Source organism: Actinomadura sp. NPDC048021 (assembly GCF_040653135.1).
Classification (GTDB): Bacteria; Actinomycetota; Actinomycetes; order Streptosporangiales; family Streptosporangiaceae; genus Spirillospora; species Spirillospora verrucosospora.
In genome coordinates, this window is the sequence record NZ_JBEZJQ010000016.1 from 130,637 (window position 1) to 142,985 (window position 12,349).

10 protein-coding genes and 1 pseudogene are annotated in these 12,349 nt (G+C 75.7%); 6 read left to right on the top strand and 5 right to left on the bottom strand.

What is annotated here, in order from left to right:
- Nucleotides 1-32: 32 nt before the first annotated feature.
- The 4 genes and pseudogenes from lanKC to AB0C87_RS26090 form a co-directional block, all read left to right on the top strand.
- Nucleotides 33-2,606, top strand: a complete 2,574-nt coding sequence (gene lanKC, locus AB0C87_RS26075) for a class III lanthionine synthetase LanKC (protein WP_360579979.1) — start codon at nt 33-35, stop codon at nt 2,604-2,606.
- Nucleotides 2,607-2,611: 5 nt separating this feature from the next.
- Complete coding sequence (locus tag AB0C87_RS26080; protein WP_089315262.1) at nt 2,612-2,722, top strand: SapB/AmfS family lanthipeptide; 111 nt, start codon at nt 2,612-2,614, stop codon at nt 2,720-2,722.
- A gap of 61 nt (nt 2,723-2,783) precedes the next feature.
- On the top strand, nt 2,784-4,469 hold the full coding sequence (locus AB0C87_RS26085) for an ABC transporter ATP-binding protein (RefSeq protein WP_360579981.1): 1,686 nt from the start codon (nt 2,784-2,786) through the stop codon (nt 4,467-4,469).
- 893 nt (nt 4,470-5,362) lie between these two features.
- A pseudogene (locus AB0C87_RS26090) lies at nt 5,363-5,932 on the top strand (ATP-binding cassette domain-containing protein); the annotation flags it as partial.
- A gap of 228 nt (nt 5,933-6,160) precedes the next feature.
- Here the strand turns inward: AB0C87_RS26090 and AB0C87_RS26095 are convergent.
- Together AB0C87_RS26095 and AB0C87_RS26100 are read right to left on the bottom strand one after the other, a co-directional pair.
- A complete protein-coding gene (locus tag AB0C87_RS26095) occupies nt 6,161-6,766 on the bottom strand; it encodes a response regulator transcription factor (protein ID WP_345187567.1) in 606 nt (201 codons plus the stop codon).
- A 282-nt stretch (nt 6,767-7,048) separates the two neighbouring features.
- Nucleotides 7,049-8,002: an ornithine cyclodeaminase family protein gene (locus tag AB0C87_RS26100; protein WP_360579983.1), complete on the bottom strand. Its 954-nt coding sequence runs from the start codon at nt 8,000-8,002 to the stop codon at nt 7,049-7,051.
- Nucleotides 8,003-8,258: 256 nt separating this feature from the next.
- Between AB0C87_RS26100 and AB0C87_RS26105 the strand changes: the two genes are divergently transcribed.
- Together AB0C87_RS26105 and AB0C87_RS26110 are read left to right on the top strand one after the other, a co-directional pair.
- Entirely contained in the window at nt 8,259-9,332 is a 1,074-nt protein-coding gene (locus AB0C87_RS26105; protein WP_360579985.1) for a S1 family peptidase, read from the top strand.
- Between the two features lie 289 nt (nt 9,333-9,621).
- Nucleotides 9,622-10,668, top strand: coding sequence for a S1 family peptidase (locus AB0C87_RS26110; RefSeq protein WP_345187574.1), 1,047 nt, complete (start codon nt 9,622-9,624; stop codon nt 10,666-10,668).
- Nucleotides 10,669-10,746: 78 nt separating this feature from the next.
- Here the strand turns inward: AB0C87_RS26110 and AB0C87_RS26115 are convergent, their stop codons facing one another.
- From AB0C87_RS26115 to AB0C87_RS26125, 3 genes are read right to left on the bottom strand one after another with little or no spacing between them, the layout of a single operon-like run.
- Entirely contained in the window at nt 10,747-11,481 is a 735-nt protein-coding gene (locus AB0C87_RS26115) for an alpha/beta fold hydrolase (RefSeq protein WP_345187576.1), read from the bottom strand.
- The gene (locus AB0C87_RS26120; RefSeq protein ID WP_353835084.1) at nt 11,478-12,137 is read right to left on the bottom strand and encodes a GNAT family N-acetyltransferase; all 660 of its coding nucleotides are present in this window, start codon (nt 12,135-12,137) and stop codon (nt 11,478-11,480) included. Before AB0C87_RS26120 ends, AB0C87_RS26115 begins: the two co-directional genes overlap by 4 nt.
- Entirely contained in the window at nt 12,130-12,339 is a 210-nt protein-coding gene (locus AB0C87_RS26125) for an MbtH family protein (RefSeq protein ID WP_345187580.1), read from the bottom strand. Before AB0C87_RS26125 ends, AB0C87_RS26120 begins: the two co-directional genes overlap by 8 nt.
- Nucleotides 12,340-12,349 lie beyond the last annotated feature (10 nt).

Here is a 12,349-nt window from a genome sequence, read left to right on the forward strand (position 1 = left end):
GGCAAACGGAGCACGAGGAAGGGGAGACCGGCGTGGACAAGGGGTACGAGCTTTACTGCCTCGCAGACGAGCTCTTCTACGATGCTCCGCCGGTGACCCGCAGCACCGACTTCGAGATCACGCGCCGGGAACTCCCCGAGGGGTGGGAAAAGGTCTTCGGCGACGAATGGGTCGTCTATGTGCCGCCGGTTCAGCGCGCTCCCGAACAGGGCTGGAAAGTGCATGTCTCCGGGTGTCCGGAAAGCGCCGGGGAGGCGCTCGCCGGAGCGTGGGAGTACTGCGTGGCCCGGGGAATCGAGTTCAAGCATCTGCGCGGCCCGGGAACGCTCCGCAGGCGCAACGCCAAGTACGCGCCGCGCGGGGCGAGCGGGAAGCTCGTCACGGTCTACCCCGCGGACGAGGACGAGCTGGCGGAGGTGCTCGCCGGGCTCGGCGCGCGGCTGGACGGCCTGCCCGGCCCGTACATCCTCAGCGACCTGCGCATCGGCGAGGGCCCGCTGCACGTCCGGTACGGCGGCTTCGCGGAGCGCCGGTGCCTGGACGAGCAGGGCCGGCTCGTGCCCGCGCTGCGCGACGGCTCCGGGGAGCTGGTGCCGGACCGGCGCGATCCCGTCTTCTCCGTCCCCGACTGGGTGAGCCTTCCCGCCTGCCTGGAATCGCATCTCAAGGCACGCGGCGCCACGACGACGACCGATCTGCCCTACCGGATCGACAAGGCCCTCCACTTCTCCAACGGGGGCGGCGTCTACGCGGCGACCGACACCCGCAGCGGCGCGAAAGTGGTGCTGAAGGAAGGCCGGCCCTACGCGGGTCTGGCCGCCGACGGCGCGGACGCGGTGACCCGGCTCCGGCGCGAGCGGGATGTGCTGGAAAAGCTCGACGGAATCGACGGCGTGCCCGCCGTTCTCGACTGGTTCACGCTCGGCGAGCACCATTTCCTGGTCCAGGAGTTCATCGAGGGGCGTACGCTCAACACGTTCTTCGCCGAACGGCACCCGATGCTCGATCCCGAGCCCGATCCCGCGAGGACCGCCGAGTACACGAAGTGGGCGCTGCGCGTCCACGAAGGGGTGGAACGCGTCATCGCCGCCATCCACGACCGCGGCGTGGTCTTCAACGACCTGCACATGTTCAACGTGATGGTGCGCCCGGACGACTCGGTCGCGCTGATCGACTTCGAGACGGCCGCGCCCGCGGCCGACGGCGGCCGGCAGACCCTCGCCAACCCCGCGTTCCTCGCCCCGCCCGACCGGCGCGGCGCCGACGTCGACCGCTACAGCCTCGCCTGCCTGCGGCTCGCCCTGTTCGTCCCGCTGACCACGCTGTTCGTGATCGACCGGGGCAAGGCCCGGCAGCTCGCCGACCTGATCGCCGAGAACTTCCCCGTCCCCCGGGCGTTCCTCGACGAGGCGGTCGCGCAGATCGCCCGGGACGCCGCGCCCGCCCCCGCGCCGGCGTTCACTCCGGACGCCGGCGGCTGGGAGCGCGCCAGGGACGCCCTCTCGCGGGCGATCCTCGCGAGCGCCACCCCCGAGCGGGCCGACCGGCTCTTCCCCGGCGACGTGGAGCAGTTCTCCGGGGCGTCGCTCGGCCTCGCGCACGGCGCCGCGGGCGTCCTGTACGCGCTGGACGTGACGGGCGCCGGCCGGTTCCCGGCCCACGAGGAGTGGCTGGCGGAGCGGGCGTCGAACCCGCGGCGCGGGACCGGGATCGGCCTGTACGACGGCCTGATGGGCGCCGCGTACGTGCTGTCTCGCCTCGGCCGCCAGGACGCCGCGCTCGCCGCCGTCCGGCACTGCCTGGGCGAACGGTGGGAGCGGCTCGGCGACGACCTCTACGGCGGCCTGCCGGGATTCGCGCTCGGCCTGGACCACCTCGCCCGCGCGACCGGCGACGTGTTCCTGCGCGAGGCGGCCCGCCGCTGCGTGGAGATCGTGGCCGAGCGGTCCGGCGGAGGGGGCGGCGGGCGTCCCGGCCTCATGTACGGCGGGGCCGGCGCGGCGCTGATGTTCGTCCGCGCCTACGAGCGCGACGGGAGCCCCGAGCTGCTCGACCTGGCCGCCTCGGCGCTGCGCCGCGACCTCGCCGCCTGCGTCACCGACCGCAACGGCGCCCTGCACGTCGACCAGGGCAGCCGGGTGCTGCCCTACCTCGGCCGCGGCAGCGTCGGCATCGGCCTCGTCCTGGACGAGTACCTGGCCCACCGCTCCGACGAGCGGTTCGAGGCGGCGCGCGACGCCGTCCGCGTGGCCGCGGCGTCCCAGTACTACGCGCAGCCGAGCCTGTTCAGCGGCCGTGCCGGGATGCTGCTCTACCTGGCCCGGCACGCCCGGTCGGGCCCCGGCGCGCGGGACGGGGCGCGCGTGGCGGGGCACGTCCGCGACCTCGCCTGGCACGCCCTGCCGTACGCGGGCGGGCTGGCGATGCCGGGCGAGCACATGTACCGGCTGTCGATGGACCTCGCGACCGGCACCGCGGGGGTACTGCTCGCGCTCGGCGCGGCCCTCCACGACCCGGCTCCAGGACTGCCGTTCCTCGGGACGGCGCACAGACCCTCCGTGGGGACCCCCACGGCGGCCACCTCTATCCAGCCCGAAAGGAGGTGACGAACATGGCGCTTCTCGACCTTCAGGGGATGGTGAGCGAGAACGGCGGCGGCGGCGGCAACAGCAGCCTCAGCCTGCTCTGCCACAGCTCCCACAGCATCACGATCTGCCTGTGATGACGCTGGCGGCCATGGCCCCCGTGCCGGGGCCATGGCCGTCACCGTGTTTGGAGACCCCATGACCTCCCCTCCCCCGGCGGTCGGCGCGGACCGGCTGCTGCTGCGCGCCGCCGGGCGCGCCCGCGGCTGGACGGCGCTCGTCGCGGCCGCGGCGCTGGCGGACGCGGCGGCGGCCGTCCTGCTCCCGTTCGCGTTGGCCCGCGCGATCGACGCGGTCCCGCCGGGCGGAGCCCCGGCCGCCGCCGCGCTGTGGCCCTGCGTCGCACTGGTCGCGGTGTCCGCCGCGGCGGAGGTGCTGTCGGAACCGGCGACCGGCTGCGCGGCCGCGCGGGCGACGGCGTGGCTGCGGCACACCCTCGTCCGGCACCTGCTGGCGGCGGGCCCCGCGCCGCGCGTCCCGCCGGGCGACGTGGCCGGGCGCATGGTGGGCGGCGCGGCCGAGGCCGGCACGGCGCCCGCCGCCGCGACCGAGGCCGCGGCCGGGCTGCTGCCGGCCGCCGGGGCGCTCGCGGCCCTCTGGCTCATCGACTGGCGGACCGCGGCGGCGGTCGCGGTCGCGCTGCCGGCGGTGGCGCTGCTGATGCGCGCGTTCGTCCGCGACGTCACCGCGTCCGCGCACCGCTACCTCACCGTCCAGGGCACGATCGCGGGACGCCTCGCCGAGGCCCTCGCCGGGACCCGGACGATCGCCGCCGCCGGCACGGCCGCGCGCGAGGCGGCGCGCATCCTGCGCCCCCTGCCCGGCCTGCGCGCGGAGGGCGAGGCGATGTGGCGGGTGCAGGGCGGCATCGCGGCGCGCGGCCTGCTCGCCCTGCTGCTGCTGCAGGTGGCGGCCGTCGGCGTCGCCGGCGCCGAGCTCGCGGCGGGCCGCATCACGCCGGGCGAGCTGGTCGCGGCCGTCCAGTACGCGGGGCTCGCCGCCGGGTTCGGGCCCGTCCTCACCCAGCTGCTCCGCCTCGGCCGCGCCCGCGCCGGCGCCCGCCGCGCCGCGGAGATCCTCGCGTGGCCCGCTCTGCGCCACGGCACCGGCGAGGCCCCGCCGGGCCCCGGCGGCCTGGAGTTCCGGGGGGTCACCGTCCGCGGCGCGCTGGACGGCCTGGACCTCACCGTCCCCGGCGGGCGCGCCGTCGCCGTCGTGGGGCGCTCCGGGTCCGGCGCCTCCGCGCTCGCCGCGCTCGCCGGGCGGCTCGCCGACCCCGACCGCGGCACGGTGCTGCTGGACGGCACGCCCCTCCCCCGCCTTCACCGGACGGCGCTGCGCCGCGAGATCGGCTACGCCTTCGCCCGGCCCGCGCTGTTCGGGACGACCGTCCGCGACGCCATCGCCTTCGGCCCCTCCCGCCCGCCGGAGTCCTGGCTGCGCGAGGCGGCGCGGGCCGCCCGCGCCGACGGCTTCATCCGCCGCCTCCCGCAGGGCTACGGCACTCCGCTCGCGGAGGCGCCGCTGTCCGGCGGGGAGCTGCAGCGGCTGGGCCTGGCCCGCGCGTTCGCCCACGCCGGGCGCGTCCTCGTCCTGGACGACGCGACCTCCAGCCTGGACACCGTCACCGAGCTGCAGATCACCGACGCGCTGCTCGACCGGTTCGCCGACCGGACCCGCCTGATCGTGGCGCACCGCGCCTCCACCGCCGCCCGCGCCGACCTGGTCGTCTGGCTCGACGAGGGCCGCGTCCGCCGGGTCGCCCCCCACCGGGCCCTCTGGGCCGATCCCGACTACCGCGCCGTGTTCGGGGGCGCGGCGTGATCGGGCGGCGGGAGGCGGCGCGGGTCCTGTGGCGCGGCGCCGGGGACGCCGTCCGGGCGCGGCCGCGGGCGGTGGCGCGGGCCGCCGGATGGTCGGCGGTGGAGGCCGTTCCCACGGCGGTGTTCGGGCGGGCCGTCGGGGAGGCCGTCGACGCGTTCCGGACGGGGCGCACGTCCGGCGCCGCCGCCTGGCTCGGCGTGCTCGCCGTGTCGGCGCTGGTGGGGGCGGCCGGGAGCCGGCGGCTGTATCCGGCGCTGGCCGCGATCGTGGAGCCGTTCCGGGACGAGCTGGTGAGGCGGGTCGCGACGGGGGCGCTGCACCGGTCGCTGCGGGGGCGGCCCGACACGGGGGCCGTCGCGCGCCTCACCCACCAGGTGGAGATCGTCCGGGACACCCTCGGCGGGCTGCTCGTCGTCGCGCGCGGGTTCGCGTTCGCGGCCGGGGCGGCGCTGCTGGGGCTGGCCTCGATGGCGCCGGAGGTGGCCGCGCTGGTGCTGCCTCCGCTGGTGCTCGGGCTGGCGCTGTTCGGGGCGGTGTTCGGGAGGGCGGCCGCCCGGCAGCGCGAGCTCGTCGTCGGCGAGGAGGAGATCGCCGAGCGGACCGCCGCCCTGGCCGCCGGGCTGCGGGACGCCGTCGGGTGCGGCGGCGAGGAGCTGCTGCGGGAGGAGCTGGGCGCCGCCGTGGAGGCGCAGGCGGCGGCCGGGCGCGCGGTCGCGCGGCTCGCGGCGGTGCGCGCCGTCGCGCTGGCGGTGGGCGGCTGGCTGCCGCTGCTGCTGGTCCTCGCGGCGGCGCCGTGGCTGATGCGGCGCGGCGCCACGGCCGGGACGGTGATCGGCGCGCTGACCTACGTCCTGCACGGGCTGCAGCCGGCGCTGCGCACGCTCGTGCACGGGATGGGCGGCAGCGGCCTGCGGCTGGCGGTGACGCTCGGCCGGATCCTGGAGACGGGCGCGCCGGACGCGCCCGCCCCGCCCGAGCCCGCCGCGCCCGTGCCGGGGGCCCCGGCGGTGGAGCTGCGCGGCGTGACCTTCGCCTACGGGGCCGGGGCGCGGCCGGTGATCGAGAACCTGGACCTGGTCGTCCCGCACGGCGACCACCTGGCCGTGGTGGGGCCGAGCGGGATCGGCAAGTCGACGCTCGCGGCGCTGATCGCGGGGCTGGCCGCGCCCGGCGCGGGCGAGGTGCTGGTGGACGGGCGGCCGGCGGGCGATCCGGGCCGCCGGGTGCTCGTCCCGCAGGAGGCGTACGTGTTCGGCGGCACCTTGCTCGACAACCTCGTCTACTACGCGCCGGACGCCGGTCCGGAGGAGGCGGGCCGCGCCGTGGACGCGCTGGGGCTGGCGCCGCTCGTCCGCGACCTCGGCGGGTACGGCGCGCGGCTGGAGCCCGGCGCGCTGACCGAGGCGCAGCGGCAGTGCGTGGCGCTGTGCCGGGCCTACCTCGCGCCGCAGCGCCTGGTCATCCTGGACGAGGCCGCGTACCGGCTCGACCCGGCCGCCGAGGCGCGGGTGGAGGAGGCGTTCGCGCGCCGGCCCGGCACGCTCGTCGTCATCGCGCACCGGATCAGCTCGGCGATGCGCGCCCGCCGCGTCCTGGTGCTGGACGGGACCCGCGCCCACCTCGGGCGGCACGCGGACCTGCCCGCGGTGTGCCCGCTGTACCGGGACCTGACCGGGCGCTGGGAGGACGGCTCACAGCCACCCGGCGTCCTCGGCGATCCGGATGGCCTGGACCCGGTTCTCCGCGCCGATCTTGCGGTTGATGCGGGAGAGGTGGTTGCGGACGGTGCCGATCGTCAGGACGAGGTCCTCGGCGATCTGCGCCGCGGACGCGCCCCGTGACGCCAGGGTGAGGACCTCCATCTCCCGTTCGGTGAGCGGGCTCTGGGCCGAGCCCAGTTCGGTGAAGGCCATGTCGGGGTCGATGACGCGCGCGCCCTCGGCCGCCCGCCTGATCGCGTCCACGAGCTCGCCCGGCGAGGTGTCCTTCAGCACGAGCCCGGAGGCCCGCGCGGCCACCGCGCGCCGCAGGTCGCCGGTCCGGCAGCGGCCCGCCATCAGAACGGTGCGGCACTCCGGGACGGCCTCGCGTAACGCCCGGGCGGCCGTGAAACCGTCCAGGCCCGGCAGCCCGACGTCGATCAGCGCGACGTCGGGCCGGCGTCTGCGCGCCGTGCGGAGGACCTGATCGCCCGAGCCCAGCGCCGCCACCACGTCGAGATCCGTCACCCGGTCGAACAGCGCGACCAGCCCGCCGCGCAGGAGCGGCGCCCCCTCGGCGAGCAGAATCCGAATCATTCTCGTCTCCAACACGGCCGCCCGCGGCCTCAGAAAGGACAAACACCGAACGCGTCTCAGAGGGAAGTCAGGGCGGCTGCCGAGAGGCATTGCCGGGGATTCGGTCAGCGCGAAATCGAACTTTCATTAGGTCACCTTCGACAGGCCGCACGACTACTGAACTCTTACCGGACGGAGCCAACACTATTCACCGCGTCAATGTAAAGACACCGTGGAAACCAGGAATCCAGCGATGGGTATTCCGCCAATTAGCGTTCGTACACCTGATGGGCCGGAACCGGTTCAGGCGAGGAAATCGAACTCCGCTCCGGCGCCCGCGTCGCGCGCCGCGGTGTAGGCCGTCCAGCTCAGCGCGAGGTCCTGCCAGGGCAGCCCGACGGGCGCGTACACCGTGACCTCGCCGTCCTTCACCCGCCCGGGCACCTGGCCGCGCATCAGGTCGCGCAGCGTCCCGGCGGCGTGCTCGACGTCCAGGCCCGCGCCGGCCAGCACGCCCATCTCGACGGCCAGGGGGACGTCGTCGACGACGACGCGGGCGCCCTCCAGCAGGTCGGCCCCCAGTTCGGCCTTGCCCGGCTGGTCCGCGCCGAGCGAGGTGAGGTGCGTCCCCGGGGCCACGTCGGCGGCGTGCAGCAGGGGGCGGCGCGCCCAGGTCGCCAGGACCACGATGCCGGCGTCCCGGACGGCGGCGCGCGGGTCCGGCGCCACGGTCGCGGGCGCGTCCAGCCGGGCGCCGTGCCGCGCGGCGAAGTCGGCGGCGCGGCCGGAGTCCAGGTCGAACACCGTGAGGTCGCGCACCTCCCGCAGCTCGCCCAGGCCCCGCATGACCAGTTCGGCCTGCGCGCCCGCCCCGATCACCGCGACCGAGCCGGCCGCGGGGCGCGCCAGCGCGTGGGTGCCGAGGGCGGCGGCCAGGCCGGTGCGCCAGGCGGTCACGGTCGCCGAGTCCAGGAGGGCCAGCAGCTCGCCCGTCCCGAGGTCGTGCAGGCAGACGACGCCGCGCAGCGCCGGGCGGCTGCCGGGAAACTTCGCGTTGGCCTTCACCGTGTACGCGGGGATCCCCTCGACCATGCCCGGCATCAGCGCCGTCGCGGTGCCCTGTCCGGGCAGCTCGACGATCACGCGGCGGGCGGCGGCGCCGCCGTCCCCGGCCGTGAAGCCGCGGCGCAGGGCGTCCAGGCAGGGGGCGGGGTCGAGCAGCGACTCAAGGATGGAACGGGCCAAGAGGAGCGTCACCGGGCCATCCTCCCGTCCCCCGGAGCCGGCGTCACCCCCTGGGGGGCACCGCGATTGGACCTCTCGTCCCGGTCCGAAACCCGCCAAACGGGCAGTCCTCCCCGAGATTCGGCCACGGAACCCGCACCCATTGTGACAATCCGTAGATGGTCAGTTGGTCACTTTCTCGCCTTACACGGGCGTTCACGGATCTTCGAGCATGACCCGTGACCTCCGGCGCGCCATTCGGGCGCGCCCAATCCCCCCTGGAGGCAGAGTGAAGATCCGTCCCTCCCGCGTCCGCGGAGCCGCCGCCGCCGTTGCGGCGGCCGGGCTCGCGGCGACCGCGCTGGCCGCCGCCCCCGCCGCGAACGCCACCCTCGACGCGCCCGGCGGGCGCGCCGCCGCACCACCCGACACCGGCCGGGTGGCGGCGAAGCTCGCGCAGCGGCTCGGCGACCGCAGTGCCGGGGCCTACGTGGACCGGGCGACGAGGAAGCTCGTCGTCACGGTCACCGACGCCGAGGCCGCGCGGACGGTCCGCGCGGCCGGTGCCGTGCCGAAGAGCGTCACGCGCAGCGGCGCGGACCTGAAGAAGGTCATGGCCGCGCTCAAGCGCGACGCGACCGTCCCGGGCACCGCCTGGGCCGTCGACCCGGCCGCCAACCAGGTCGTCCTCACCATGGACGGCACGGTCAGGGGAGCCGGGCTCAGGAAGGTGCGCAGGGCCGCGGCCGAGCAGGGCGCGGCCGTGCGCACCACGCGGGTCGCGGGAACGTTCCGCATGTTCACCGCGGGCGGCGACCCGATCTACACCGGCGGCGCCCGCTGCTCGCTCGGCTTCAACGTCAGGAAGGGAGGCGAGTACTACTTCCTGACGGCGGGGCACTGCACCGAGGCGGGCTCCACGTGGACCGACGGGTCGGGGGGCACGCTCGGCGGCAATGCCGGCAGCAGCTTCCCCGGCGACGACTACGGCCTCGTCAAGTACGCCTCCGCCCCGGAGGACGCGCGGGGCGGCGTCACGGTCGACGGCGGGTTCCAGGACATCACGGGCGCGGCCGACGCCACGGTCGGCGAGACCGTGACCCGCAGCGGCAGCACCACCGGCGTCCACGACGGGCAGGTCACCGCGCTCGACCAGACGGTGAACTACCAGGAGGGCAGCGTCGGCGGCCTCATCCAGACGACGGTGTGCGCCGAGCCGGGCGACAGCGGCGGCCCCCTGTTCGCCGGGTCGAGCGCGGTCGGGCTGACCTCGGGCGGCAGCGGCGACTGCTCGTCCGGCGGCGTCACGTTCTTCCAGCCCGTGTCCGAGCCGCTGTCGGCGTTCGGGGTCGAGATCTACTAGCCGGCCCTCGGCGGCCCGCCGGAGCTCCCAGGCGGCGGGAGGCCACGCGGGTTTCGGCCCTGGTCCTTTGGCCGTTTCGGCGAAAGGACCAGGGCCGAACCTCGTTCTCGCCCGGCGAGCGGCGGTCGGGCATTGCCGGACTGACCACGCACGCCGCTCCGAGAGTGCCAACGCGAACGTGCCGAATTGGTCACCTTCTGCGTCTTACGCCCGCCTTGACCGTTCTTACACCATGTCGATGACCTCCGGCGCACCACTCGGGTGCGCCCTATCCCCCGTGGAGGCACAAGTGAAGATCCGTCACAGGCGCGTCCGCGCCGCGGCCGTCACCACGGCCGCGGCCGGCCTGGTGGCCACCACCCTGGCCGCCGCTCCCACCGCGTCCGCGTCCCCCGCCGCCCCCGCCGCTCCCGGTGACCTCGCGACGTCCCTGGCGCACCAGCTCGGAACCCGCAGCGCGGGCTCCTACCTCAAGGACGGCAAGCTGGTCGTCACGGTCACCGACGCTCAGGCCGCCCAGACCGTGCGCGCCGCGGGCGCGGTGCCGCGCACCGTCGCGCGCAGCGGCGCGGACCTGAAGAAGGTCGAGGCCGCGCTCAAGCGCGACGCGACCGTCCCGGGCACCGCCTGGGCCGTGGACCCGGCGAGCAACCAGGTCGTCCTCAGCGTGGACAGCACGGTCAAGGGCGCCCGGCTCAAGAAGGTCCGCGCGGCCGCGAGCAGGCAGGGCGCGGCGGTCCGCACCGAGAGCGTCGCCGGCAGGTTCCAGACGCTCACCCGGGGCGGCGAGGCCATCTACACCGGCGGCGCCCGCTGCTCGCTGGGCTTCAACGTCAGGAGGGGAAGCGGCTACGCCTTCATCACGGCCGGGCACTGCACCAACATCGGTTCGACCTGGACCGACAGCTCGGGCCGGACGCTGGGCCGCACCGCCGGCAGCAGCTTCCCCGGCAACGACTACGGCATCGTCACCTACTCCTCGACGCCCACCGACACGCAGGGCTCGGTCAGCCTCTACAGCGGCACCCGCGACATCACCAGCGCGGGCAACGCCTCCGTCGGCCAGACCGTGTACCGCAGCGGCAGCACCACCGGCCTGCACAGCGGTCAGGTCACCGCCCTCAACCAGACGGTGAACTACCAGGAGGGCAGCGTCAGCGGCCTCATCCGCACCACGGTGTGCGCCGAGCCGGGCGACAGCGGCGGCTCCCTGTTCGCCGGGAGCACCGCGCTCGGCCTGACCTCGGGCGGCAGCGGCAACTGCTCCTCGGGCGGGACGACGTTCTTCCAGCCCATCACCGAGCCGCTGTCGGTGTACGGGGCGTCCGTCTACTAGACGACCCCTCAGGAGGCTCCCCCTCAGCGACGGGCCGCTCCCGCCACGGACTCCCGTGGGGGCGGCCCGTCCGCCACGTCAGAGGGCGGGGACCTCCAGGGTCCGCAGCACCTCGGCGATCACGGCGGACCGCTGCTCGGCCAGGTAGAAGTGCCCGCCGGGAAGCACCCGGAGCGCGAACCGGCCGCGGGTGGCGCGCTCCCAGCCGCGGGCCCGCTCCCGGTCCACGTGCGGGTCGGCGTCCCCGATGATCGCGGTCACCGGGACGGTCAGCGGCGGCTCGGGCCGGTGCGCGTACCGCTCGATCAGCGTGAAGTCGTTGCGGACGTACGGCAGGACGAGCTCGCGCAGCTCCGGCTCCGCCAGCAGTTCCGCGTCGGTTCCCCCGAGACCCACCAGCTCGGCGACGAGGCCGTCGTCGTCCTTGTCGCCGACGCGCTCGTCGCCCCGGTCGTCGGGCGGGCGGGCCCCCGAGGCGAACACGTGCACGGGAGCGGCGCCCCGCTCCTCCAGCAGCCGGGCCACCTCGTAGGCGAGGACGGCGCCCATGCTGTGGCCGAACAGCGCGGCGGGGCGGTCCGTCAGCGGCGCCATCGCGCCGGCGATGAGGCGGGCGAGCTGCCGGGCGTCGGTGACGAACGCGTCCGCCATCCGGTCGGCGCGCCCCGGGTACTGGACGGCCTGCACCTCGACGGCCGGGCCGGCCTCCTTGGCCCACGACCGGTAGAACACCGCCGACCCGCCCGCGTGCGGCAGGCAGAACAGCCGCATCGACGCCCAGGGGCGCGGCTCGGGGCAGCGGAACCAGGTCACGTGATCAACTCCTCCTCCTCGTGCCTGCGGGACTCCGCGCGGGGGTCGCCCGGCAGCGGCCACGGCGCGACCCGCGGGTCCGGCACGAGCTTCGGCGCGGTGCTCTCCGCCGCCACCTTAAAGCCCCGCCTCCGGTAGTTGGCGATGGCGTTCGGGTGGTCGAGGCTGCTGGTGCGCAGCCACACGCGCGTCGCGGGCCCGCCGGCGAGCGCCCACAGCTCGCCGCGCTGCCAGGCGCGGCGGGTGCACTGCTCGACGAGGTAGCCGCCGTAGCCGCGCCCGACGAACGCGGGGGTGAGCCCCACCAGGTGGATCTCGGTGTCGCCGCGGGGCTGCGCCTCGATCTCGAAGAAGCCCGCGATCGTGCCCTCGGCCATGGCGATCCAGGTGGACAGCTCCGGGCGCTCCACCCAGGCCCGCCACTGCTCGTACGTCCACGGGAAGCGGTCGGTCCAGCAGACGCGGGCGCCGACGGTCGCGTAGAGGGCGCGGCTGACGTCCGGGGACGGCAGCCCGGCGAGGGTGAACGTCATCTCGACGCCCGGCAGCGGTGCGGGCCGCAGGTCGGCGGCGTCCAGCATCTCCATCTCCCACTCGGTGACCGAGGGGATCCGCAGACGCCCGGTCTCCGGCGGCCTCCAGCCCGCCTCACTCACCCATGGCCTCGACGAGGCTCTTCGGCCGCATGTCCGTCCAGTTCTCGTCGACGTAGTCGAGGCACGCCTGGCGGGTGTCCTCGTCCTTGGCCACCGTCCAGCCGGCGGGGACCTCGGCGAAGGACGGCCACAGGGAGTGCTGGCCCTCGTCGTTGACGAGCACGAGGTAGGTGCCGTCCGGGTCCTCGAAGGGGTTCGACATGGTGTTCCTT

Coding starts and splice junctions, on each gene's coding strand:
- AB0C87_RS26080 (WP_089315262.1), top strand. CDS start 2,612: ATGGCGCTTCTCGACCTTCAGGGGATGGTGAGCGAGAACGGCGGCGGC.
- AB0C87_RS26085 (WP_360579981.1), top strand. CDS start 2,784: ATGACCTCCCCTCCCCCGGCGGTCGGCGCGGACCGGCTGCTGCTGCGC.
- AB0C87_RS26095 (WP_345187567.1), bottom strand. CDS start 6,766: ATGATTCGGATTCTGCTCGCCGAGGGGGCGCCGCTCCTGCGCGGCGGG.
- AB0C87_RS26125 (WP_345187580.1), bottom strand. CDS start 12,339: ATGTCGAACCCCTTCGAGGACCCGGACGGCACCTACCTCGTGCTCGTC.